Below are 25,305 nucleotides of genomic sequence, written 5' to 3'. Positions count from 1 at the left end.
TTATTGTTATGAATAAAGAAGTCATTATCATTGGCGGTGGAATTATCGGATTATGCACAGCATACTATCTAAATAAAGAAGGGCATCAAGTAACTATACTGGATCAATCCTCTATGGATTTTGGAGCATCATATGTCAATGCAGGATATCTTTCACCAAGTCATATCATTCCCCTTGCAGCTCCTGGCGTAATGAAAAAAGGATTGAAATGGATGTTTAATTCTTCTAGTCCTCTATATATAAAACCCCGTCTTAATGCAGATTTTTTACGTTGGACCTGGGCTTTTAATAAATCGTGCTCATTAGAAAATGTAAATCAGGGTATTTCGGCAATCAAAGATATAGCTATATTAGGACGAGATCTTTATGCAGAAATAAAGGAAGAAGAAAAGTTTACATTTCAACTAGCTCAAAATGGACTTCTAATGATCTGCCAGACAGAAAAAATGTTGGAAGAAGAAGCTCATGTTGCAGAAATTGCCAGAAAAGAAGGATTAGCAGTTCGCGATCTCTCTTTAAAAGAATTACAAGATATCGAGCCTAATGTAAGATTACATGCAAAAGGAGCCGTATTGTATGAATGTGATTGGCATACAACTCCGCAAGTATTCATGGAAGAGATGAAAACTCATCTTACTGCAGCAGGTGTTGTTATTCATAAAAATGAAAAGGTACAGGATATTACTTTAGAACATGAGAAAATAATCGCCGTACAAACTACAAGCACTTCCTACAAAGCAGATGAATTTGTTCTGGCTGCTGGATCATGGTCAAATATCTTGAGTAAAAAACTAGGTCTTAAACTATTATTAGAAGCCGGTAAAGGATATCGTATTAATTCGGAAAGAGATTTGGGTATTTCTATGCCTGCAATCTTAACTGAAGCAAAAATAGCTGTTACTCCAATGCAAGGCTTTACAAGATTTGCAGGAACTATGGAAATTGCGGGTATTAATCATAATATTAACAAAGTGAGAGTGGAAGCTATCGCCCGGGCAACCCGTAATTATTATCCAGATATCGAAATTTCACAACAAGAAAAAGATGATGCAGCTTGTGGGTTAAGACCCGTTTCTCCAGATGGAATACCATATATTGGCAAATCCCATCTCTGTAAAAATCTAACTATAGCTACAGGACATGCCATGATGGGATGGACCATGGGAACATCAACTGGAAAATTGGTTTCGGAAATTATATCGAACAAAAAGACATCGTTAAATATTGATGCCTATCATCCTGATCGTAGGTTTTAGCTACAAAATCCCTGTTTGACGTTTATAAAAAGCATCTTGCTGTTTTTTCATCATCTCTCTCGCAATTTTCTTTTTATATTCATATAACTCTTCTTCTTCGGTGAGATCACCATAAACTCGATCATTAATTGCATGATCTGTTTCTAAGGACACTTTTCTTTGATCTTCTTTTTGGGCCACCCATGTCTTTACTTCACTTTCTAGATCTTCTAATTTAAAATCATATTCTCCTTTTGGCGAAAGTAACTTTGCAAAAATAGGAGAGGTTTCTATAGCCAGAAAAAGTAAAAAGATAAAAAACGAAGGGAGCCATGGTAACTCATTCAAAGCAGTAACTCTTGCCATCAAACCATCAAAATTATCAATTACAGGTTGTGAAGTGACTACCTGACTCTCATATTCTGTTGCTAGTTGTGATTTTTGAATTTCTAAGCCAGCTATTTTCTCTGTATTATTTTTTTTTAATGCTGCTAATTCAGCTAGAGCCGCATCGTGTTTTTCTCGTTTTTCTTTATAAACAGGACCTTTTCCTATAATTTCTGTCCCTTTTCTACCTTCTGCTTCTGCGATATACGTTTCATAAAGGGTATTAACCTCTGTCTCTTTTGTTGTCACCTCTTGCTTTAGTGAACCGATTTCAGTTTCAATTGCTGCAATAGCGGGTGTATACTGCGTTGCTATTTGTTCTTTATTTGCAAGTGTAAAATCATTCTTTTGCTCAAGTAATACACGGTCGATTTCTTTTTCAAAAATCTTTAATTCCAAGGGTTTCGAAATAACTATTGCAATAATTATAGCCAAGATAATTCTTGGTGTTGCTTGTAACAATTCATCTATAAAGTTTTCTTTTTTCTTTATAGTCGATACAATAAAACGATCTAAATTAAAAATCAAGAGCCCCCAAATCAATCCGAAAAAAACCGCTGAAAAATAGTTATCGAATACAGTATATAAGGCATAACTAGCAGCGATAAAAGCCATGATTGCAGTAAAGAATACTGTTGCTCCTATACCAGCATATTTGTTCTGCTCTCCTCCAGAACTATCGGCCAATATATCTGCATCGGCTCCAGAACATAAAATAAAAAAACGTTTTAACATGATCTAAGGGTTTTTGATTGATAATAGATATAACGCTGATTTATAGCCAAATGTTGCACAAAAAAACTCCCAGGCGGGAGTTTTGGCTATTAAAATTGTTTGAGAAATGAATATTACATTAATTTTTTCTTTTGTCGATTTTTTCTCTCTCCTTTCTAGCTTTCTCTACAGCCTTACGCGCTTTTTCCCTAGCTGCATTTGCTTCTTTTCTAACTTGCTTACGGGCTTTTTCTGCTTCTTTCCTTGCCTTTTCTGCATTATATCCTGCCATTTCTCTAGCTTTCTCTGCTTGCTTCATTACCATTTTAACCTCTTCCCTTGCTAGTTTTGATCTATGCAAAGCTCGTTCTTCAGCTTTCAATCTCGATCTTTCTGATCTTCTTAATGCTTGTTCTCTTAACTCATGCGATCGTTCCCTTTTAACTCGCACTTCTTCTCTGGCAATCGCTCTAGCTTCATGCGCTTGTTCCATAGCTTCTCTTCTAACTCTATGCGCTTCATGCATAGCATTTCCAGCAGCTTCCATCGCAATTGCTCTTGAGATCTCTGCTTCTTCTCTTGCTTCTTCGGCATGTTTCATTGCAAGAGCTCTTGCTTCTTCGGCATGCTCCATCGCATTTTCAATCTCTTGTTCTGCTATTATTTCGGACTCTTCTCTTGCTATTTCGGCTTCATATCTCGCTTTTTCTAATTCTTCTTCTACTATTTCTGCTTCATTTTCAATTACACTATAATCGGCTTCTATATCAGCATTAGATAAAGGAACTTCGACTGGTTTTAGGTTTTTCACACTTTGTGATACTTTTGGTGCTTTGGCTGGCGGTGGAGGTTTTACAGCTGATGGCGGAGCAGGTGGTAGAGAAACTGCTCCAACTCCTATAGCTTCTGGTGAAGGAGGACTTGGTGGAACAAGATCATGCCCATCAGGATTTGCTTTATATAATCTGGTTTTTCTATATGCTGTATTTAATTTCTTCAGAAAGGTATCTGTGGTATTTTCCATTTTAACATCAAAATGAAATTCTGTAAGTTCATTATCTTTCCATTGCTTAGTAACATCATCAATTACTTTTGCAAAACCAGAAATATCGGTATTAATACCATTTACATTTATCTTTTCTCCACTTAATTTGATTTTGATATTTTTATCTGGATGAGTTGGAGCAATAGTAGTAGTACTCGTTTTTTGTTGTGCTACTATTTTATTATTAAATAAAAGTACACATCCAAAAAGGATTGGTAAAAGCAACAGCATTCTAGCTGTTGCTCTTGTTTTCGAAAATTTTTGTGACATCATAACAATTCGTTTTTTGGTTAATGAATAATTAATGGGACTTGTCAACATAGTGTGATTAGTACTATTTGGATAGCTAACAAGTAAATCCATATATCGATGTATTGAACATTGTTGTTTCAATACTTTTTGATCTGCAAGAAATTCGTGATTTAATCGTACAGATTTTTTAATCCAAAACCATATAGGATTGAACCAAAAAACCATTTGAAAAATCTCTATGCATAAAATATCTAATGTATGTTTTTGTCGTACATGTGTTTTTTCATGTAACAATACTTCTTGAGGGATAGCTTTTTCCCGAAATTCCTTTTTAGGAACAAAAATGTATTTCAAAAATGTATGCGGAACAATGGTATTGTTTAATAATACATTAATATGGGAAGTTTCTTTGAGGTTTTCATTTTGCTTTACCTTTTTTATCAAACTATACATATTTTTAATGAACCTAATTGCAAAAATCAGGAAGCCTGTTCCATATATACTCCATAACACTATAGGCAGATAGTTAATAGAAGATTCTTCTACCTGTGGATCATTCATTACAGGGGCATAAGTAACGTTTGGCTGAAATTCTTCTGGATTGATGACAATATCAGTTTCATATGTTATTGTGATCAAAGGGATTGTATATGCAAAAATCAAACTAAAGAGAAGGTAAAATCTTTTAAGATGATGCATGTTTTCTCGTTCTAGAAACAAGGTATAGAAACCCCATAACAGCACTAAACAAAGAGATGATTTTATGATATATATGATCATTGCTTTTGTTTTTCGATTTGTTGATCCACTATCTTTTTAAGTTCTTCTAATTCTGTAGTAGACAAGTTAGTTTCTGAAGTAAAAAAAGATGCAAATTGTGAAGCAGAATTATTAAAAAAATTCTTAATTAATCCATTCACATGCTTAGAGAAATAATCTGTCTTTTTTACCAAAGGATAATATTCTCTGGACTTCCCGTATAATCTATAATCTATAAATCCTTTATCTGTCATTCTTTTGAGTAACGTAGCCACAGTTGTCGTTGCAGGTTTTGGTTCTGGAAAAGCATCTAATACATCTTTCATAAAGGCTTTCTCTAGTTTCCAGAGATATTGCATCACTTGTTCTTCTGTTTTTGATAATTGCATTTGTTCTACGTTATTAGAATTAACTCTACAAATGTAGAATAAAATTTTATATTTCCAAATTATTTATTCCTAAAAACAAAAAAACCACTCATAATGAGTGGTTTGTATATCTACTTTTATACTTGAATCATTTACTCAATTCTGTAAAGTACTTATAAAAAAGAGGAATAGTTTCGATACCTTTTAGGTAATTCCAAACTCCAAAATGTTCATTGGGAGAATGTATAGCATCACTATCGAGTCCAAATCCCATCAAAATTGTTTTACTTTTTAATTCTTTTTCAAATAATGAGACAATCGGAATACTTCCTCCACTACGTTGCGGGATCGGAGTTTTACCAAAGGTATCCTGATATGCCTTGCTTGCCGCTTTATATCCAATATTATCTATCGGTGTTACATATCCTTGTCCTCCATGATGCGGGGTCACTTTTACCGTTACTGCTTCTGGAGCTATGTTTTCAAAATGTTTGCTAAACAATTCTGTTATTTCTTCCCAATCTTGATTGGGCACTAACCGCATCGATATTTTAGCATAGGCTTTGCTTGCAATCACCGTCTTTGCTCCTTCGCCGGTATATCCACCCCAAATTCCGTTAACATCTAGTGTAGGACGAATAGAATTACGTTCATTCGTTGTATATCCTTCTTCTCCATAAACAGCATTAATATCTAATGATTTTTTATAGTTATCAAGCGAAAAAGGTGCTTTTGCCATCTCAGCACGTTCTTCTGCAGAAAGATCCTCTACTTTATCATAAAAACCTGGAACAGTAATATGATTATTCTCATCATGCAAAGATGCAATCATTTTTGTTAGGATATTGATTGGATTAGCTACCGCTCCACCATACAAACCACTATGTAAATCTCTATTAGGTCCAGTAACCTCAACTTCAACATAACTTAATCCCCTTAGCCCTGTTGTGATTGAAGGTACATCTTTGGCAATCATTCCCGTATCACTAATCAAGATTACATCATTGGCAAGTTTTTCCTGATTTCGTTCTACAAACCAACTTAAACTCTTACTCCCTACTTCTTCTTCCCCTTCTATCATAAATTTAACATTGCAAGGCAATTGACCCGTTTTTGTCATAATTTCTAATGCCTTAACATGCATATACATCTGACCTTTATCATCGCAGGATCCTCTAGCAAAAATAGCCCCTTCGGGATGAATTTCTGTTTTTTTTATTACAGGTTCAAATGGCGGACTGTCCCATAAATCTATTGGGTCTGGAGGTTGTACATCATAATGACCATATACCAATACTGTTGGAAGGTTCTTATCTACAATTTTTTCGCCATATACAATAGGATAACCGGGAGTTTCGCATATTTCAACGATATCGCAACCTGCTGCTCTAAGGCTTTTTTCTATCTCTTCTGCGGTTCTGATTACATCATCTTTATATGCTGTGTCAGCACTAACTGATGGAATTTTAAGGAGCTCAAGAAGTTCGTTTATAAATCGATCTTTATGTTCTTGAACATAGGTGTGTATGTTTTGCATGAATCTGAGTTAATTTTGGTCTAAATGTACTAATACCAATTCTTATATGAAATAACCTTGTAAAATAGTTTCTTTTGATTCTATACTTCGTCACAAAATAGTATCGATAGCTAAGGCTATCCATAGATTTTCTTCCTTGCCTAAAATCAAAACAACTCCATTTATAAAACAGTCATTTCATATAAGAATTGATATAAAAGTTATATTTTTTTAAATGGGTCTTTTTATTTTAAAAGTATTGTTTATATTTGCACTCGCTTTTACAAAGAGTCCTAAGTATTGTAAAGGTTTTTAATGCGGGCGTGGTGGAATTGGTAGACACGCTAGACTTAGGATCTAGTGCCGCGAGGTGTGAGAGTTCGAGTCTCTCCGCCCGCACAGTAAAACAAAAGCTTCTCTTAACCGAGAAGCTTTTTTTGTTTGGGCATATTTCCAAAAAAAGGCCAAATTGAACATTGATGCTCAACATGACCTTACAATAATTAATCTATTACTAATCTATTTTTGGTCTGATGTGGCTTCTGCTTCTTTCTCCTGATCTTCTTTCATCATTTTTTGATCTTCCTCGGTAATATGTTTATGCTCGGTAGATATTTGTTGATGTTCCTTCTCCATATTTTCATGCTCAGCTTTCATTGATTCATGTTCTGAAGTCATTTGTTCTAATGTAATCTCTCCAGAGGCATGTTTTGTTTCTAATTCGGCATGTTTTTCTATCAACGTTTTATGAGCTTCAATAAGTTCACCATGTTTAGCTAATAAAGCTGTGTGATTCTTTTCAGTTATCATGTGAAGAGAATCATTTTCTATGGTTTTATGACCATCTACCATTTGTTGATGATCATCTTTCATGGCATTGTGCTCTTTGGCCATAGTTTCATGAGAAGTTTCCATTTCTTTATGGTTTTCTATCATGGCTTTATGTTCTGGGGCTTCAGCTGGATTTTGTTTACAAGAAACAAAGAAAAATGCTACTGCAATTACTGTTAACTTACAAAGTGTTTTCATGATTTTGTGGTTAATGTGTTTATTATTCAAATTTATCTATTAAAACTGTTTTTTTGATAAAATATTCTCTTTAATATTCATGGATGTTGAGTAATTTATACAAATACTCTGATCTAATATAATTATTGAGGACAAACATTTAAGAATTTCTAAAAAAATGCCAATCCTTTCAATTTTTCTGAAAAGTACCTCTAATGCTTAAAAAATTACTATTTTCGATAAAAGTATAGGGGTTTGAATAACTATCTTATGGAATCCAAAAAAACAAGAAATACCGAAAAGCAAAATCTCGTAAGGAATATTTTATCCAAAACGGAACACACTATGTCTGCCGAGGATATTATTCATGCTATGCCTATCAAAGTAAATAAAACTACTATTTACAGGATTTTAGATCGATTTGCAGAAAAAGGTGAAGTTCACTTTATTACGGGTAAAAATGGCAAGGCGTATTATGCGCTTTGCGATAATTGCGGTGTTTCTCATAAAATTCATAATCATATTCATTTTGAATGTCAGGAATGTAAAGAAGTGACTTGTCAACCAAACACCCTACACATTCCAAATCTAGAAGGGTTTACTATACAGGAAACTCAATTTTTAGTCATCGGTATTTGCAATAAATGTAAAAAATAGGAGAAACCACCTGTTCTCCAACAAGTGGTTTCGTAACTACACGTTCCCAACGTAAGTAAAATGATTATGTCTTTTATCTTACTGCTATGGGATAATTTTCTCCTCTATTACTTACAGAACCCGATGTTCTAGGTCCGCTTCCTCTGGCATGCATAATTCCTGCAACATGAGGAGAGGCCATCGAAGTACCACTTAATGTCGCATATCCTCCATTCAAATATGTACTTGTTACACTACTACCCGTTGCAATAACATCAATTGGATTCATATTATAGTTAGAAAAAGATGAAAACCCACGATTACATGTCATTGAAGCCACAGTGTATATATTACTTCCATTAACACAAGCAGGCTGATAACTAGCCGCATTAGCACTACTATTACCAGCAGCGATAGCGACCAAAGTTCCTGCATTTCCTAGTGCTAATAGTGCATTTCTATATGATGAATTACTTGAACAACCAGAACCAAAGAATCCTCCAAGGCTTAGGTTAGCCACATCTCCTGGTAAATCATACTGTCCTACATGATTTATTCCTGATAATATGGTAGACGTACTACTACCACCACTACATCCAAAAACTCTTACTGGTACAACGCTTGCACCTGCAGAAACACCTACAACACCAACACTGTTGTTAATAGCAGCAGCTGTTCCAGCAACATGAGTTCCATGTCCATTACAATCATTAGGCGACCCTCCTACAAAAGATCTTGCATATGTAGAGTTAGTAACCACATTAAGATCTGGATGGTCCAAATCAATACCACTATCGATTACCCAAATCCATTGATCTTTACCAGCACCGTTAGCTGCCCCTCCTGCTCGTGAGATACCACATGGCGTTTGTTGGGCCATTTTTTGTGATGCATCACCTGGAATAATTTCTTCAATTTGGAATTTTGGCAGCTCTACTACTCTATCATACTCAATACCAGCTACATTAGGATCTTTTGATAATTTTTGAAATTCATCATCTCCCAATTTAATCGTCATCCCAGAAATCTTTGTGGTGTAATAGTCCAGGACTTTAGATTGATCCAAATTATTATCCAATAAAATAGAATTCATCTTCTTGATAGAAACTTCAGAAATATCCCTAACCGATTTGGCTTTTGTCTCCCTACTATAAAATGATGTTTTTTCAAGGACTTTTGAAGCTGGTTGAATTTTTGAATTTTTGAAAACAACAATGTATTGGCCTGGAATAATTTTTCCTTCAGTACTTGTTGGTTCTACGACTGATTCTACCACACCATCAGAAACATTTTCGTCCTGACATGAAGTAATTACTAATGCAGTGAGCAAAGCACTCAACGCAAGTTTGCTAAAATTTTTCATTTGAGTTAAATTTGTGTTAGTTCCCAAAAGTATAAATTCAAAAAAAAAATACACTGTGGTAAAACCGTAGGCTAAACTGCTGATTGACAAAAATTAAGAGGGAATTTTGAGTTAAAAAATAAATTATTGCAACAATGTTGCTTTAGAGAAATCAGTGCTTAGAAAAGTATTTAATAAGAAAAATCTTTCAGGTCAGATTTGTAGGAAAATGGCACTTTAAATACTCTGAACATTTAACACATATTAACTTTAATTAACTTTTTGTTAACTAAATAATATAGATTAACACCTTGTTCTTGTTTGACAAACCCTGAATTTATGTTAAACAAATAAATCATTTTACTTAAAGTTTTACAAAAAAAACATTCTTATAAATATCTTAAGATTAAAGTTTGGAACTAATTCCTATATTTATCAAATGAGGATTAATGTTCTAAAAAATATAATTTCTCTCTTTTTTGTTTCAGCCTTTCTATTTCTTAGAATTGTTGATTTCCATACGTATTCTCATTTTTCTGACGACGAAGATCAGTTACATTGTGAGTTATGTGAAATTATTACCACATCTCATAAACTTACGCCTTTTACAGGTAATACATTTGTTGAAGTAGAACAAAAATTTACAATATACTTTCCAGAACATAAAACTACTTTTGTTTACGAAACATCACAATATAGTGTTACACTACCTGAAAGTATTTACAATAAACCTCCTCCTATAGTAAAATCATAGTATTGTTATACTTTATTAGGGACATCAATTAATAATTGTACACTTCATTTTATTCTAATTTTTAAGTTTGAAACGTATTCAAATCATTAGATTCTGATTTAAGTCAGAGTGATAGGTCTATATTTAATTAGCATTCTTCCTAGTAGTTTTTGAGTTATAAAAATACTTCCTATTTCACCGGATCATATTTTGCAAGACTTCTTAATGATCAATAATTTAACAGATTAGCATTCTATAACTAGTGCTTTTCTTCTTTATACAAATATAAATTCAGTCAAAATGATTACCACAAATAACCTTACAAAAAAATACAACGATCAAACAGCTCTTGATCAGTTAAACCTTCAGGTAGGCAAAGGAGAAATTTATTGTTTACTTGGAGCCAATGGTGCTGGTAAAACTACAACTATCAATCTTCTATTGGGGTTTATTGAACCTACTTCTGGGGATGCTTTGATTAATGACCTTAATGTGTCTGAAAATTCTAAAGAAACTAAAAAATTCCTTGCGTACATCCCAGAAAATCTAATGTTGTATCCAAGTCTCTCCGCAATAGAAAACTTAGATTACTTTTCGGGAATTGCGGGTAAAAAGCTTTCTAAAGAAAGCTTAATCTCCTTTTTGATAGAAGCAGGGTTACAAGAAGATGCCTTTGAAAAACGAGTATTAGCTTTTTCAAAAGGAATGCGACAAAAGGTAGGTATTGCCATTGCTCTTGCTAAAGATGCTAAGGTTTTATTATTAGACGAACCCACTTCTGGTCTTGATCCAAAAGCCAGTAACGAATTTGGACAGCTCCTTCGAAAGCTTTCACAAAAAGGAGTAGCAACATTAATGGCAACACATGACCTATTTAGAGCAAAAGAAGTAGCCACACATATTGGCATTATGAAAGATGGTCAATTAAAAGACGAATTCATTGCGAATGATATTTCTTTACTTGATTTAGAACAAACCTATTTGAGTACCATGAACTATAAAGAAGTAGTGCTATGATCAGAAAAACATTTATTAAAGAAAGTAAAGAGCTTTTTCGTGATGGACGTGTACGTATAGCAATGATTATCGTGGTATTATTAATGGGTGTATCCATATGGATTAGTGCACGACAATATCAAAACACTAATGAACAATATGAAGCAGCCAAAACAGCAGAACGTACTATTTGGGATAACCAGGGTAAAAAAAACCCTCATTCTGCTGCACATTATGGCACCTATGCTTTTAAGCCCAAATACCCCTTATCTCTGGTGGATCAGGGAGTAGACAAATATGCTGGTACTTCTATTTTTTTAGAAGCACACAAACGCAACGAAGCACAGTTTAGCTCAGCAGCCGACCAAACAGGCTTAGCAAGATTTGGAGATTTAACTCCAGATTTTATGTTGTTATTTATGATACCACTACTTATTATTCTTTTGGGGTACAACAGCTTTACAAAAGAAAACGAAATGGGAACACTTACCTTATTGAAAAGCCAGGGAATTTCTTCTTGGAAATGGATTTTAGGTAAATGGACAGCACTTTTTCTTCCCATTTTGATCTTGATTACTGCACTATTTATAGTAGCAGGTTTAATCCTATCGAATCTAAAAGATTTTGGTGTTTTTGATTGGAATTCTTTGCTATGGATGTACCTGATTTATTCTTCGTATTACATTATTTTTATTAACCTCGTATTATTCATTTCAGCCAAAACAAAAAAATCTGGAATTTCTCTAGTAATATCTCTATCCCTATGGATCTTATCATGTTTGGCTATTCCTAAAGTCGCCAGTAATATTGCAGAAGATACATACCCATATCCTACCCGACAAGAATTTGTTGCTAACGTTCTTAAAGATAAAAAGCAAGGTCTAGATGGTCATAATCCCTGGAGTAAAGAAGCCAAACTATTAAAAGAAGCCGTATTAGCAGAACATGGAGTTGATAGCCTGCATCAACTCCCTTTTAATTTTGATGCATATCGAATGCAAAAAGGTGAAGAACATGAAGCCGAAATATATTTTAAACATTATAATCATCTTAAAGATCAGTTTGCAAAACAATCTAATGTTTACAAAGGATTAGCTGCATTTTCTCCTTATTTACCTACCCGATTTATGAGTATGGCTATTGCTCATACAGATTATGCTACTCATTGGAATTTTGCCGATGCTGCAGAAAACTATCGTATAGCGACCCAAAAATTTCTGAATGATGACTTTGCCAAGAATTCAACTTACGGTAACTGGGGATATCGAGCCGATGCTAATTTTTGGAAACGGTTACCTGCTTTTGAATATTCACCACCTAAATTAGGCACAGTACTCTCTGGAAACATCACCAATCTAGGTGTTTTAGGGTGCTGGCTTATAGGTTCTTTTCTCTTACTATTATTCATCAAAAAAATTTAAACAATGTTCTCATACAATTTTAGATACGAACTAAAACTACTTTTACGAAGTAAATGGATACAATTATTAAGCATTATTTTATTGCTATTGTTTGGATTTTCGATTTATAACGGAAAAGGAAAAGTAACAAAACGAAAAACAGATATTGTTGCTGCCAAAGATGAAGTGAAAGAAAATGATGAAATGATGCTTAAATTATTAGATTCTGTAGAAAAAGGAATGCAAGTAAGTGCTTCAAGATGGACTATTCCTACTAGTCCCATGGTAGTAGGTAATTACCATCCTCGTGTTGTTGCTATGGAGCCCCAATCTATGGCATTTATAGCGACAGGACAGGCAGATCTTTTTACACATTATGTAAAACCAAAAGTTACTGGGGATGATTTTGCATTAAACTTTACTGAGATGACCAGCCCAGTTCAATTGTTGTTTGGTAGTTTTGATTTAGCCTTTGTCATCGTATACTTATTACCCTTACTCATTATTGCCTTTTCATACAATGTGCTTTCATCAGAAAAAGAAAGTGGTTCGATACGATTACTTGCATCTCAACCTATTCGAATTCAAAATTGGGTATTACAAAAGCTGTCACTACGCTTTTTTTGGTTATCTGTACTTGTGATATTATCTCTATTAGTTACATTTTTAATTTTCAATATAGAATGGTTTTCAATATTTCAATCATTCTCTATGTTAATCGGGCTTATATTAACGTATATGCTTTTCTGGTTTGCCCTGGCCTTTCTGGTTAACCTTTGGGTAGGAAGCTCTGCCAAGAACGCCATTTCATTGTTGGGATTATGGGTACTCTTTGTTTTATTGGTCCCGTCTATGCTAAATCAATTAAGTACTACCTTATATCCGATGCCTTCGCGTACCTTAATGATAAATGAAATGAGGGGGTTAAAAGCCGAGGTTGCTAAAAAACAAGATAAAATTCTGGATAATTTCCTAAGAGATCATCCCGAATATGCAATAAATGACACAACACAAACCCGTGGGTTTTATCATCGTTATATGGCTTCTCAACGGCTGGTCAAAGAAGAACTAAAACCAGTACTTACGGCTTATGAAAACCAACTAAAAAAACAACAGGCATGGGTAGAAAGATTAAAATGGGTATCACCAGCAATTACAATTCAAGAATCATTAAACAAAATGGCAGGAACCTCTACTGGGGATTATGAACATTTTCGAAAACAAGTAGTTACTTTTTCTGAAACCTGGAGGAGTTTTTTAATTCCTTTTCTGTACAATAATCAAAATTTTACACCAGCAGATTATCCTAAGCTTCCTCAATTTACTTTTCAACCAAAACCAAAAACAAAACAAGCTATGGTTCCAGTTCTTCTTTTAATTATAACAACATTACTTTTCGGCATTGGATTTATTACTTCCAAAAAAGCAAAAGAAAAAAGTATGTTAACTACATCTTGATATGCGGTATTATTTAATGACTCTCGTACTCATGTTGCAATCAGTACTCATAGCCCAACAACGAGGAACAGATAATTTTCCTCCTCCCGAAATACCTGTAGAAATTAAAGCCTCCAGAACTTCGGGAAAAATAATTATTGATGGTAAATTAAATGAAACGGAATGGCAAAATACTGAAGCAGTCACAGATTTTTTTAGAGTAGAACCAGCACAAGGAGGAGTAATCAAAAACCCTACAACAGTTCGCGTACTTTATGACAACAAATACCTTTACTTTGGAGTGTTTGCTAAAGATTCTCTTGGAAAGAAAAATATACGAATGCAGGATTTGCGACGTGACTTTAATAGTGGAGAAAATGATGTATTTGGTATCCAAATTGATGCTCAAAATACTAAACAATATGCCGCATCATTTCAAACCACTCCTTACGGAAATCAGTTAGACCTTCAGAGTTTTAATGATAATAATACCGATCGGGATTGGAATGCCCTTTGGAGTGTACGAACACAACGAACAGATGAAGGATACTATGCTGAGTTTGCCATCCCATTCAAATCTATACGCTATGATAAATTAGTTGAGGGCGTTCCTGTTGAATGGGGAATTACTTTTTATAGACTAGCTCGGAAAGATTTTGAAAAGACAGTATTTCCTGCTATTCCTCAATCCTTCTCACAAAACAGGATGGTTTATGCAGCCAAACTTACAGGATTAGAAGTTCCTCCTCCTTCAGCTAATATTCGCATTGAACCTTATGCTTTGTACCAATATGACGAAAGTAAAACTGGTAATACAATTACAAATAAATTGAATGAACCCAAAATTGGAGGCGATGTAAAATGGGCGATCAATCCAAATGCTGTATTAGATCTTACCATTAATACTGATTTTGCACAGGCAGATGTTGATAGAGCCGTAAATAATTTGGAGCGTTTCAACATATTCTTCCCCGAAAGGCGGCAATTCTTTCTGGAAAATTCAGGTATCTGGGCCGGAGGAGGTAATTCTGAGTTACGTCCTTTCTTTAGTAGAACCATTGGGCTGGAAAACACGTTTAATGCTGCTCCTGCTCCTCTAGATGCCGGAGCACGGTATACAGACAGAAATGAGAACCGAACCATCGCAGCTCTTGCAGTTCGTCAACGGGATACTGACAATAGTCCCGCTAGTACATTTGGAGTAGCGAGATACACCCAAAATTATGGTAAAGAAAATAATGTGGGAGCTATGGTCACATACCGATTAGATGATTCTTCTGAAGATTTAGGTGTTTCTTCGCAAAATAACACAACCATTTCTGTTGATGGGTTTATTCGTCCTAAAAGCGAGATTACACTTTCCTATTTGCTGTCGACCTCATTGCATAGTGAAACCGGAGACACGGGTTATGCCGGAAGAATATTTGCCGGATCCAGGACCAATAAATACTATCTTGGATATGTTAACACCTTTGTAAGCGACACATATACTCCCAGTATGGGGTTTGTCTTTCAGAAAGACGTAATGTACCATAGTCCGGGAGGATATGCAATTTTACGTCCTAAAGGGTTACCTTTTGTGAGAAGATGGGATCCTGGAGCCTTTTTCAATTATTATCACGATTTTGAAGATTTTGGTAACTTTCAACAAGCAAGCATTTACATATTCCCTATTTATACATGGTTTAAGGATAATAGTTTTGTTGAAGCTTCTTTTACTCCTACCTGGCAAAATATCAATTTCAATTTTGCTCCCTTAGGCCTTGAAATCGAAGAAGGAGAATACCATTATACTCGATTTTTAGTTCGATACAATACTGATCAATCTAAAAAGTTATCAGGGTCTATTCGATATGATTTCGGAAATTTCTATAACGGCACACGTACTACTGTCCTCGCTGGATTGCGTTACGCGCCGTCGCCACATATCTCTTTATCTGCAGATTATGAGCACAACAATATTAATGGAGTAGGAATTTTACAGGGGGATTTAGACACAGATTTATATACCGCAAGCCTCAGACTTGCATTAAATCCCAGAGTTCAACTATCTACCTTTTACCAATATAATAGTTTTGATGAACAAGGTAGATGGAATATACGTTTTAGCTGGGAATATATGCCTTTATCATTTATCTATCTCGTATTTAATGATACTCAAACTGATGTCTTTGACCCCATACAACGGAATACACAATTTATAAGTAAAATCACTTTTTTAAAACAATTTTAATATGTTAAATCGCATCACTTTATTTGTTTTATGTTATGTACTGCTCATTTCTTGTCAGAAACCAATACAGCAACCTAAAGAACCTTCTGTTATTGACAGAAAAAAGATTGATGCTGTTTTTCGTAAAGATGTGTCTAAAGTGCTATTAGATCATTTATATGTTGTTGTAGATAGTATTACCTATGCTAAATTAACAAAGGATAATGAATGGAAAGATACATATGCAACCATGGATTTAGGACTTCCTGATTTTGCTCCGGTAACCAATTACTCCTCTACTTGCTATTTGCGTGGACACCAACATTACATTGAAATCTTAGGTCCAAAAAATAAATACAATGAACCAATAGGAAAAAGTGGTATTGGTTTCTCTCTAAAAAATGATGATGAACATTTTCATCTGGGTGTAGAGCCTAAATTTAAAGTAACAAAAGACTCATTTCTTTATGCTGCCGAAACTGTAGAAATGCCTTTGGGCGAACACAAACATACTTGGTTCAAAGCTTTCTACACACCAAGCCCAGGAACCGCCTTGCATACTTGGTATGGTTTTTATAATCCAGCTTTTTTAGAAAGTCTTTATGGAAAGCAATATACGTCATATTCACGCGAAGCCTTTCTTAAATCTACCTATGCAGATCAAAAACTTTTTAATGGAATTAAAGAAATTTATCTCAACTGTATCCCAAATGATTATCGCCGTATCGTCCAAGAGTTAAGATATTTGGGGTGTAAATTTTTAGAACAAAACGATAACGTACTCACTATTGCTGGTGGTGATGTAAAAATTAATATTGGATATTCGAACAATATCGAATATAGCAGAATTACTAAAATAGTTTGTCGACTAAACAACATGAACGACGGCATCACGCAATTAGGCAACCTTACTATTAGTAATAAAGGTACCAAATCCATCTGGAACTTCGATGAACTATATAAAAACAACCCATAGAAGAATTTAACATTATTTAAAAAACTAAAACAAAATGAACAAACACACACACCATCTAGTTATTACAACACTCTTAATGTTTTTTACAATTACAGCGTGCAAACAGGAAAAAAAAGCTCCAAACGAAGAAGATAGCTTAAATAACAACACCAAAAAAGAAGTAGAAACTGTTAGACCTAAAATTACACTAGAAAAATTAGAAGACTCTCCCACCTATGTTAATGCATCACTTGTTTTGGATACTCCAGAGAATATAGAAGTAGTTAAATCAGGAGAAATGGAATTTTCTTTTAAAGTAGAAAACTACGAATTAGGGGCTCAGACTAAAGGTCCAAATGCTCAAAAGCTGGCAAATTCAGGAAAAGGACAACATATACATTTTATTTTGGATAACCAGCCCTATTCTGCTCATTATGAATCAAGTTTCAAGAAAGAAGTTCCTGAAGGGGTACATCACTTGGTTGCTTTTTTGAGCCGTTCATTTCATGAATCGGTAAAAAATGATAATTCGGTTATTGTGCGTAAACTCATAGTAGGAGATGATCCCAAAGATACTCTTGGATTAGACATGAAAGCACCTACACTTATTTACAGTAGGCCAAAAGGAGAATATGTTGGAAAAGACACAGAGCAAATTTTATTAGACTTTTTTGTACTTAATACAACGCTTTCAGAAAACGGTCATAAAGTTCGTGCCACTATTAATGGCGAAGAATTTATGATTACAGAATGGGCTCCACAGGTTATCAAAGGGCTTCCAATGGGGGAAATTACAATTCAATTGGAATTACTGGATGAAACCGGTGCATTAATCCCTGGCCCTTTCAATAAAGTTACTCGCACTGTTGTATTAAAAGAATAAATATATAAAATTAACAGAAAAAACCTGTTATCAAATACTGAGATAGCAGGTTTTACTTAGGTAGGTATTTAATGTATCAATTTACCTATTGCTTCTTTCAAGATATAATTACAGTGATCCACATCATCAGCATTAAGTTCTAGGATTCCGGTAACCTCTACTATTTGATCTGTTTTAAAAGCTGATTTTTGTTTAAAAATAACTTCTACAATGGTTTCGGGGCCAGCACCTCCACAGAAAAAACAAGAAGACATAGGATTTCTAGAAATTATGTAAAATTCTTCTTCATGAGAAAAATCCAAGAAATAACCTTTGATGGTAATTTTGGAACCTTCATAAGATTTTATAATAGGCCCAAATGTAGGTTTCAAAAAATAATCATCATAGTGCACGTTATAAACATCATGAAAACTAACATCTGTTAAATTATTCCAAGATAATTTGTGCTGAGCAAAGAGATGAAATGGAATACTTATAAAAAAAAGTAATAAAAGGATTTTACGCATCAGCAAGAATTTTAGAAACGTTTAATTTATATAATGATGATGAGGCTAAAATTGAGGCCAAAAAAGTGGTTAAAATCACTAGAGCCAGCAATAGTAACTCTTCTTGATTAGGAAAGTCAAACACCAAAAGATGTCCATATGTGTCTTCTATAAAAACTGAAAATACCCAAATACTTATTCTTCCTAAAAACCATCCTAAAACAAATCCTACAAAGGATAAAAAAAATGCCTCTATGAAAACTAATTTTATCAACTGAAAAGTATTGACACCATAGGTTCGTAACAAAGCCAACTCCTGTTTTCTTTCACTTACCGTTTTTATTAAATTAATAAATATACTAAGCCCTGCTACGAATAAGATAGCAATAGAGATGTTATTAACTACCTTGAAGCCAATCCCTAAAAACCTCATTAATCGCTCTACTTCTAATTTTGGGAGCGCTGCCTGCATTGCTGTTTTTTCATTAATAAATCTAGACATTTGTAAAGCTCCTATGGGATTTCTAAATTTCACTAACAAAGAGGTTATTTCTCTTTGTTCTTCATGCTCCTCTTCAGGATGATTGTGATCTTCGGTATGTTCATGTACTTCCCAAATACTTTCCAGATTTGTAACGATAAGGTGATCAATGACTGTACCCGTTGGCTTTAATATTCCGGTAACAATAAAAGGTTTCTTTGTATGAGTTTCTAATGTGTTTTCGGCCAAACCATGTGCACTTGTAAAAGTATTACCAATTTGTAGATTGATTTTTTTTGCTACATTATCTCCAATAACTACCTCTAATGGTTTTTCATACAGTTTCCCTTCTCGAAGTTCTGCATCATATCTAATCAAATATTGTTTTGAAGTACCTAAAATTCTATAACCCCTATAATTATCCCCATAAGAAACCGGTATCATTTCTTTAACCATGCGATTTTTATTCATCTTTAAAGCTTCTTCTAATGGTATATTACCAGTAGGAGTATCAATATGTAAAACAGAAGATAAAACAAGTTGTAGCGGGCTTCCTTTAGCACCTATAACCATATCAAATGGTTTAATATTATTTTCTAAATGTTGGTTAAGTTGATTTCTTACTTGTAATACAAAAGTAGCTAACGAGATACTTAGTATTAAAAGCAGAACACTTAAAGTTGTATTCAAAGGTTTAGAAATCAAATTTTTATAGGCCAGATGTAACAATGTTATAAAATTATATGATTATCAAAATGTGTTTTAACTCTTTGATCATGAGTTATAATTACTAAACTACTTTTACAGGTTTGGGCCTCTTTTTTAAGTAGAGAAATGACGTTTTCACAATTCGCATCATCCAGATTAGATGTAGGTTCATCAGCCAATATAACTTTAGGTTTGTGTATAACTCCCAAAGCAATTGAAAGTCGTTGTTGTTGTCCTTCACTTAACTGATAAACTCTTTTGTTTTCGAGATTAGACAGCCCCAATTGCATAATTAATTCTTCTCTTCGATATCGATTACTTTTGTTCTTAGGAAATCGTTGGCGTAGAGTCAAATTCTCTGATAAAGTTAAAGACCTAATAAAATAAGCTCGTTGAAAAATCAATCCAATTTTTTGTCCTCTAAAATAATCTAATTGCTTTCTTGTAAGTTTATTTAAATATGTATCGCCAATAAAAATATCTCCTTCTTTTGGAGGCAAAAGACCTGCCAGAAGATGTAACAATGTTGTTTTACCAACACCAGAAGGCCCCAAAATCAATATATCTTCTGTAGGAGGCAAATCGATATCTGGAAAACAAAAGGTGTTATTTTGTGTATCCTGATAGGTAAACTGAAGAGAATCGGTTCGTATCATAATATTATTTCGCCAAAAATAAATAAATATTACTAACGCAACAAAGTTGCATTTATAAAATAATGTTATATTTGCCTCACTTAAACAAATTCATTTTTTTGTGAAAATATTACATATACATAGTAACTCGGATACTTTAGGAATCTTAGCCAGTGGCTTATGTTTATTACATTGCTTATTTACTCCTTTTTTATTCCTTGCGCATACAGGATCTGCTCTATTTCAAGAAGGATATTCTTTTTGGTGGAAATCACTGGATATTATCTTTTTGGGACTTTCCTTTATAGCAATTCGTCAATCCACCAAAACCACTACAAACCTAAAAATAAAATATGCTTTTTGGTCAACTTGGCTGTTGTTGTTTATTATTATACTAAATGAAAAACTATCCATATTTCCTTTACCGGAAGAAGTCATTTATGTAGTATCTCTATCATTGGTGGGGTTACATTTTTATAATAAAAAATACTGCAGCTGTGAAGGTGAAAAATGCTGTACAAATTAATTTATAATGAGCTCAAAAAGTCAAAATGAAATAGAATTAATTGGAGATGCTCATATTTCCAATTCGACAGAAACACCTTTACGGGCAGATGCTTTTGAAAAATCTGATCATGACAAAATCAAAAGTATTCAACATCATTTTTCAGAGATCATGAAAGAGTTGGGGCTTGACTTAACAGATGACAGCCTTTCTGGAACACCCTATAGAGTTGCTAAAATGTATGTAAAAGAACTCTTTTATGGTTTAAACCCAAAAAACCGTCCCAAAATTTCCACTTTTGAAAACAAATATAAATATCAAAAAATAGTAGTTGAACAAAACATAACGATCGATTCATCCTGCGAACATCATTTTCTTCCCATAATTGGTAATGCCCATGTAGGGTACATCCCTAAGAAAAAAGTGATCGGACTGTCAAAAATTAATAGACTAGTAGATTATTATTCACATCGTCCTCAGGTACAAGAAAGACTTTGTTTACAGATTCTAGAGGATTTACAGCAAACTTTGGATACCAAAGACGTTATTGTTATAGTGAATGCCAAACATTTATGTGTTTCTTCCAGAGGAATTAAGGACAAAAGTAGTTATACTACTACAATGGAGTTCGGAGGTGAATTTATAGAAACTGAACTCAGAAATGAGTTTTTGAGGATCATCAAAGAGAGAAGAAACTCCTTTGAATAATACAAGTTTTACTTCTTACCATGTATTTAACTTTTTGTACAAACTAGAATTTCCTAAAATTCAACGATATGTCTAAATAACAACTTAAAATTTTGTTAAATCAAAAAATCTTTTTTTTATATTTCTGAAATTGCGGTCATGCGCCGACAGGTAATTACAAATATTATTACTTTGCTGTTCACAGCAACTTTCCTTGTTCCAAGGGTTGCCAACTTGCACGCATTAAGCCATCTATCAGATGATGACGAACCTATTTCTTGTGAGCTTTGTGATATTATATCCAATTCTCATCAATTTGACTTGATTACTAATGATACTTATTGCTTAGAAGATACCCAAATAAATATTCCAAGCTCATTTGTGATCTTTACTCAATATAATACTCCAAAGGAGAAAATTGCCTCTCCTATTTCTATTTACAATAAACCCCCTCCTGTTTTCTCAGGAATATTCTTACTATCCTAAAAAGCATTGTGCTATGTGAATTTATACTCACTATAGTCATTTTATTTAATATCAATTTGTCATCAGAGCTTGCATCATTGTTAGGTCATCGGGAAAAAATTGTATACAAAGGTATTTGTAGTTCAAAATAGTGTACTACTTTGTATTTAAGGTATTTCTTCAAAAACAGTCAGTTATCGGTTCTAACCGAATTTAAACACATTAGTCGTCAATCTTATTTTACATTATAAAAATGCTTAAAGCAATAAATCTTACCAAAACATACGGTAAGCACCAAGCGCTAAGTCAACTAAATTTATCTGTTGACAAAGGTGAAATATTTTGTTTACTCGGTCAAAATGGTGCGGGTAAAACAACAACAATCAATCTGTTTTTAGGTCTTATTGAACCTACAAGTGGTGAAGCATTGGTCAATGGTGTTACCGTAAAATCAAATAATAACGAAACCACCAAAATGATTGCATATATCCCAGAGGTCGTGCAACTTTATGGAAATCTTTCTGGAATAGAAAACCTTAATTTCTTCAGCAGATTAGCGGGATTTAAATATACGAATACTGACTTGTCTAATTTTCTATCAAAAGCTGGACTTCAAGAGGTGGCACATCAAAATAAATTGTCTTCCTACTCAAAAGGAATGCGACAAAAAGTTGGCATTGCCATAGCACTTTCAAAAAATGCAGATTATATTTTTATGGATGAACCTATCTCAGGTCTAGATCCCATTGCTACACTCGAATTCACCAAAATTTGTAAAGAATTAAGCAATGAAGGTAAAGCTATTTTTATGGCTACTCATGACATCTTTAATGCAGTAAATGTGGGAACCAAAATTGGTATTATGAAAGAAGGACAATTAGTTCATACTTCAAACACCGATACTATCAATGCAACTCAATTACAAGATTTATACTTAAAAACTATCTAAACGTAAAACAAATCAATTCACATAATGAAACTTTTTAAATCACTATCCATCCTTTTACTTGTATTATGTAGTTGTGCCACATTTGCACAAGTACAAGTAACAGGAACTATCATCGATACTGGAAATACACCAATAATTGGAGCTACAATTTTATTAAAAAACGCAGAAAATACTTTTGGAAAATTAACAGATAAATCAGGGAAATTTGAAATAGATGCTCCTTCGGGAAATTATGATATCGAAGTACGTTATTTAGGATTACAGTCCTATAAAAATACAATTGAAATTAGTGATGGTTCAACATTTGATGTAGGGACTATTCAATTAGAAGAAGGTACAGAACAACTACAAAGTGTAGAAGTCGTTGGTCGTGCACGAACAGATTACAACAGTGATTATTCGTTTTCTTCGACAAAGGTTGCCATAAAAAACAGAGAATTACCTCAGGCAGTATCAACCATTACTAAAGAATTAATTAACGATCGACAAGCCTTTCAGATAGCAGATGCTATAAAAAATTCTAGTAGTGTAACACATACAGGGTTCTATAATCATTTTAATATTAGAGGTATCATTCAGGCAGAAGACGGCCAGCTTATTAATGGTATGAGAACTCGTCAATATTATTTTTTACAACCTATTACATCACATATAGAAAGAGCAGAAGTTATTAAAGGACCTTCTTCTGTAACTTTTTCTAGTGTTGATCCTGGTGGATCAGTTAATTTGGTAACTAAAAAACCTTTAAAGGAAAAAAGAAATGAAGTAAGTGCCACAGTAGGAAGCTTTGGAACACTAAGAGCAACCGCAGATTTTACAGGCCCCTTAAATGATTCTGGAACTTTATTATATCGTTTTAACACTGCAGTTCAAGAAGCAAGGTCTTTTAGAGATTTAGTACAGAACAATCAATTTCTGATAACACCGTCTATCACGTTTCTACCAAATAGTACTACAGCACTAAACGTAGAAATGATATACAGCAATGGAGTAGGAAATCTTGATCGTGGTCAACCGCTTTTTGGCCCTATAAATGGCCAATTTGATTTAAACAGTACAGATATCTCAACAAATGTTGGAGCTGCTAATGATTTTTATTCATCCAAAGAGTTTATGGTCATCAGTAATTTTAGTAAGCAAATTACTGATAACATAGGGTTTAATGCTTCTTATATGAAGCAAACCTGGGAGGAAGACCTTGCAGAGCATCGTGTTGCCGGTTCTGCCGCTGTAGATATTGATGGAAATGCGATTCCTACACTTGCCGAATTACGTTACGTAGAACGACAACAGTTTTGGATTACAGATAATTACACGGGATACATCAATTTTGATATTGAAAATGATTCGTTTACCAATAAACTATTAGTAGGATATGATGGTAGCAGATGGGAACGAACTATAGGTGGAGCATCAAATGGTGCTCGTAGATATAGAAGATTGAATGGTACTGCAACTTCTTTTGACCCTGCTGAAGCAGCTCAATTTGAAACTATTGACATCAATGGTGTAACTGCACCTAGACCCAATGTTGACCATTTTAATCTCGCGGATCCTAATAATACAGCCAGAGAAACTTCAGGCTATATCACTTCAGAATTTGCTATCCCAGCAAACCTTACCACTTCAAACGGTATTTATATCCAGAACCAATTTAAGATCGGTAAGTTTTCTGCATTACTAAATCTTCGATATGATTGGTATGAAGATATTTTTGATTACAAATCAAATAATGAAGAGTCTAATAAGAACGAGGCTTTTATACCTAGAATAGGGCTAACATATGAAGCTACTGAAAATATTAGTGTTTATGGTTCCTATGTAGAAGGGTTTCAGCCACAGTCTAACACCGTTACGCTTTCACCTGCTACCGAAGACTTTTTCTGGGCAGGTTCTCCTGCTAGTTTTGATCCTTTAGAAAGTGACAACATAGAATTTGGTGCTAAGGGAGAATTTTTAGGCGGAAAAGTAATAGTTAATGCTGCTGTATATCAAATAACTCAAAAAAATCTATTACAACAAGATCCTAATGATGAATCCATATTGACAGAACGAGGAGAACAACGTAGTCGAGGTTTTGAGTGGGATCTTACTGGATATGTATTACCTAACTTTCAAGTAAGTGCTTCCTATGCCTTTATTGATGCAGAAATCATAGAAGATGATGATCCAGCTTTAATTGGTGAACGCATTGGAGGAGCACCTGAACATAGCGCTAATTTTTGGGGACGATATGATTTTACGCATGGAGCTTTAAAAAATATCGGAGTAGGTTTTGGTACAGAATATCGTGGAGATCGTTTGTCATGGTATGGAGATCGTATAGAATTACCATCATACACGATATTTGATGCAGCAGTATACTATCGCCCTTCTGGAATCGATATGCAAATTGCTTTAAAGCTTAATAATCTATTGGATGAAACCTATTGGAATGGTGCATTAAACGCTACCAGGCTTTTCCCTGGCGCTCCAAGAAACGTATTGTTAACCACAACGTATAAATTCTAAA

The 25,305-nt window shown here is 34.0% G+C and carries 23 protein-coding genes and 1 tRNA gene; 15 read left to right on the top strand and 9 right to left on the bottom strand.

Annotated features, from left to right (window positions below):
* The first annotated feature begins 8 nt into the window (after positions 1 to 8).
* On the top strand, positions 9 to 1,256 hold the full coding sequence (locus PQF96_RS08745; RefSeq protein ID WP_271765772.1) for an NAD(P)/FAD-dependent oxidoreductase: 1,248 nt from the start codon (positions 9 to 11) through the stop codon (positions 1,254 to 1,256).
* On the opposite strand, the gene PQF96_RS08740 is transcribed toward PQF96_RS08745, so the two are convergent.
* From PQF96_RS08740 to PQF96_RS08725, 4 genes are all read right to left on the bottom strand, one after another.
* Positions 1,257 to 2,357, bottom strand: coding sequence for a DUF4407 domain-containing protein (locus PQF96_RS08740; RefSeq protein ID WP_271765771.1), 1,101 nt, complete (start codon positions 2,355 to 2,357; stop codon positions 1,257 to 1,259).
* A gap of 118 nt (positions 2,358 to 2,475) precedes the next feature.
* Positions 2,476 to 4,413 carry a M56 family metallopeptidase gene (locus PQF96_RS08735; RefSeq protein ID WP_271765770.1) on the bottom strand — a complete coding sequence of 646 codons (1,938 nt, stop codon included), beginning with the start codon at positions 4,411 to 4,413 and terminating at the stop codon, positions 2,476 to 2,478.
* Positions 4,410 to 4,781 carry a BlaI/MecI/CopY family transcriptional regulator gene (locus PQF96_RS08730; RefSeq protein WP_109434244.1) on the bottom strand — a complete coding sequence of 124 codons (372 nt, stop codon included), beginning with the start codon at positions 4,779 to 4,781 and terminating at the stop codon, positions 4,410 to 4,412. The genes PQF96_RS08735 and PQF96_RS08730 overlap by 4 nt, the downstream gene beginning before the upstream one ends.
* Before the next feature lie 127 nt (positions 4,782 to 4,908).
* On the bottom strand, positions 4,909 to 6,297 hold the full coding sequence (locus PQF96_RS08725; protein ID WP_271765769.1) for a dipeptidase: 1,389 nt from the start codon (positions 6,295 to 6,297) through the stop codon (positions 4,909 to 4,911).
* Positions 6,298 to 6,593: 296 nt separating this feature from the next.
* On the opposite strand from PQF96_RS08725, the gene PQF96_RS08720 reads away from it, so the two are divergent.
* Positions 6,594 to 6,675, top strand: a tRNA-Leu gene (locus PQF96_RS08720).
* Positions 6,676 to 6,795: 120 nt separating this feature from the next.
* Here the strand turns inward: PQF96_RS08720 and PQF96_RS08715 are convergent.
* A complete protein-coding gene (locus PQF96_RS08715; protein WP_271765767.1) occupies positions 6,796 to 7,305 on the bottom strand; it encodes a hypothetical protein in 510 nt (169 codons plus the stop codon).
* Between the two features lie 249 nt (positions 7,306 to 7,554).
* Between PQF96_RS08715 and PQF96_RS08710 the strand changes: the two genes are divergently transcribed.
* Positions 7,555 to 7,941: a Fur family transcriptional regulator gene (locus PQF96_RS08710; RefSeq protein ID WP_109434247.1), complete on the top strand. Its 387-nt coding sequence runs from the start codon at positions 7,555 to 7,557 to the stop codon at positions 7,939 to 7,941.
* A gap of 73 nt (positions 7,942 to 8,014) precedes the next feature.
* Here PQF96_RS08710 and PQF96_RS08705 read toward each other — a convergent pair whose 3' ends face one another.
* Positions 8,015 to 9,283 carry a S8 family serine peptidase gene (locus PQF96_RS08705; protein WP_271765766.1) on the bottom strand — a complete coding sequence of 423 codons (1,269 nt, stop codon included), beginning with the start codon at positions 9,281 to 9,283 and terminating at the stop codon, positions 8,015 to 8,017.
* 418 nt (positions 9,284 to 9,701) lie between these two features.
* Here PQF96_RS08705 and PQF96_RS08700 point away from each other — a divergent pair, with 418 nt between their 5' ends.
* The 7 genes from PQF96_RS08700 (at position 9,702) to PQF96_RS08670 (ending at position 17,878) form a co-directional block, all read left to right on the top strand.
* Positions 9,702 to 10,016 (top strand): hypothetical protein, encoded by a 315-nt coding sequence (locus PQF96_RS08700; RefSeq protein WP_143916817.1) that lies wholly within the window; start codon positions 9,702 to 9,704, stop codon positions 10,014 to 10,016.
* Between the two features lie 279 nt (positions 10,017 to 10,295).
* Entirely contained in the window at positions 10,296 to 11,012 is a 717-nt protein-coding gene (locus PQF96_RS08695) for an ABC transporter ATP-binding protein (RefSeq protein ID WP_271765765.1), read from the top strand.
* A complete protein-coding gene (locus tag PQF96_RS08690) occupies positions 11,009 to 12,412 on the top strand; it encodes an ABC transporter permease (protein WP_271765764.1) in 1,404 nt (467 codons plus the stop codon). The genes PQF96_RS08695 and PQF96_RS08690 overlap by 4 nt, the downstream gene beginning before the upstream one ends.
* A gap of 3 nt (positions 12,413 to 12,415) precedes the next feature.
* On the top strand, positions 12,416 to 13,849 hold the full coding sequence (locus tag PQF96_RS08685; protein WP_271765763.1) for a DUF3526 domain-containing protein: 1,434 nt from the start codon (positions 12,416 to 12,418) through the stop codon (positions 13,847 to 13,849).
* A gap of 1 nt (position 13,850) precedes the next feature.
* On the top strand, positions 13,851 to 16,061 hold the full coding sequence (locus tag PQF96_RS08680; protein WP_271765762.1) for a DUF5916 domain-containing protein: 2,211 nt from the start codon (positions 13,851 to 13,853) through the stop codon (positions 16,059 to 16,061).
* Position 16,062: 1 nt separating this feature from the next.
* Positions 16,063 to 17,016: a DUF5829 family protein gene (locus PQF96_RS08675; protein ID WP_143916812.1), complete on the top strand. Its 954-nt coding sequence runs from the start codon at positions 16,063 to 16,065 to the stop codon at positions 17,014 to 17,016.
* 34 nt (positions 17,017 to 17,050) lie between these two features.
* Positions 17,051 to 17,878, top strand: coding sequence for a hypothetical protein (locus PQF96_RS08670; RefSeq protein ID WP_271765761.1), 828 nt, complete (start codon positions 17,051 to 17,053; stop codon positions 17,876 to 17,878).
* Between the two features lie 68 nt (positions 17,879 to 17,946).
* Here PQF96_RS08670 and PQF96_RS08665 read toward each other — a convergent pair whose 3' ends face one another.
* From PQF96_RS08665 to PQF96_RS08655, 3 genes are read right to left on the bottom strand one after another with little or no spacing between them, the layout of a single operon-like run.
* Positions 17,947 to 18,384, bottom strand: a complete 438-nt coding sequence (locus PQF96_RS08665) for a hypothetical protein (RefSeq protein ID WP_271765759.1) — start codon at positions 18,382 to 18,384, stop codon at positions 17,947 to 17,949.
* Entirely contained in the window at positions 18,377 to 19,534 is a 1,158-nt protein-coding gene (locus tag PQF96_RS08660; RefSeq protein ID WP_271765758.1) for an ABC transporter permease, read from the bottom strand. The genes PQF96_RS08665 and PQF96_RS08660 overlap by 8 nt, the downstream gene beginning before the upstream one ends.
* 41 nt (positions 19,535 to 19,575) lie before the next feature.
* A complete protein-coding gene (locus PQF96_RS08655; RefSeq protein ID WP_109434258.1) occupies positions 19,576 to 20,208 on the bottom strand; it encodes an ABC transporter ATP-binding protein in 633 nt (210 codons plus the stop codon).
* A gap of 100 nt (positions 20,209 to 20,308) precedes the next feature.
* On the opposite strand from PQF96_RS08655, the gene PQF96_RS08650 reads away from it, so the two are divergent.
* From PQF96_RS08650 to PQF96_RS08630, 5 genes are all read left to right on the top strand, one after another.
* Positions 20,309 to 20,713 carry a MerC domain-containing protein gene (locus PQF96_RS08650; RefSeq protein WP_235010890.1) on the top strand — a complete coding sequence of 135 codons (405 nt, stop codon included), beginning with the start codon at positions 20,309 to 20,311 and terminating at the stop codon, positions 20,711 to 20,713.
* Positions 20,714 to 20,719: 6 nt separating this feature from the next.
* A complete protein-coding gene (folE, locus tag PQF96_RS08645) occupies positions 20,720 to 21,400 on the top strand; it encodes a GTP cyclohydrolase I FolE (RefSeq protein WP_271765757.1) in 681 nt (226 codons plus the stop codon).
* 138 nt (positions 21,401 to 21,538) lie between these two features.
* Entirely contained in the window at positions 21,539 to 21,865 is a 327-nt protein-coding gene (locus PQF96_RS08640; RefSeq protein ID WP_271765756.1) for a hypothetical protein, read from the top strand.
* A gap of 232 nt (positions 21,866 to 22,097) precedes the next feature.
* A complete protein-coding gene (locus PQF96_RS08635) occupies positions 22,098 to 22,793 on the top strand; it encodes an ABC transporter ATP-binding protein (RefSeq protein ID WP_109434260.1) in 696 nt (231 codons plus the stop codon).
* Positions 22,794 to 22,817: 24 nt separating this feature from the next.
* Positions 22,818 to 25,304 carry a TonB-dependent receptor gene (locus PQF96_RS08630; protein WP_271765755.1) on the top strand — a complete coding sequence of 829 codons (2,487 nt, stop codon included), beginning with the start codon at positions 22,818 to 22,820 and terminating at the stop codon, positions 25,302 to 25,304.
* The last annotated feature ends 1 nt before the right edge of the window (position 25,305 follow it).

This window comes from Aquimarina algiphila (genome assembly GCF_947494415.1).
In the GTDB taxonomy this organism is placed as follows: domain Bacteria; phylum Bacteroidota; class Bacteroidia; order Flavobacteriales; family Flavobacteriaceae; genus Aquimarina; species Aquimarina algiphila.
The sequence above is the reverse complement of the archived record's forward strand: the minus strand, read 5'-3'. Positions and strand labels throughout refer to the sequence as shown.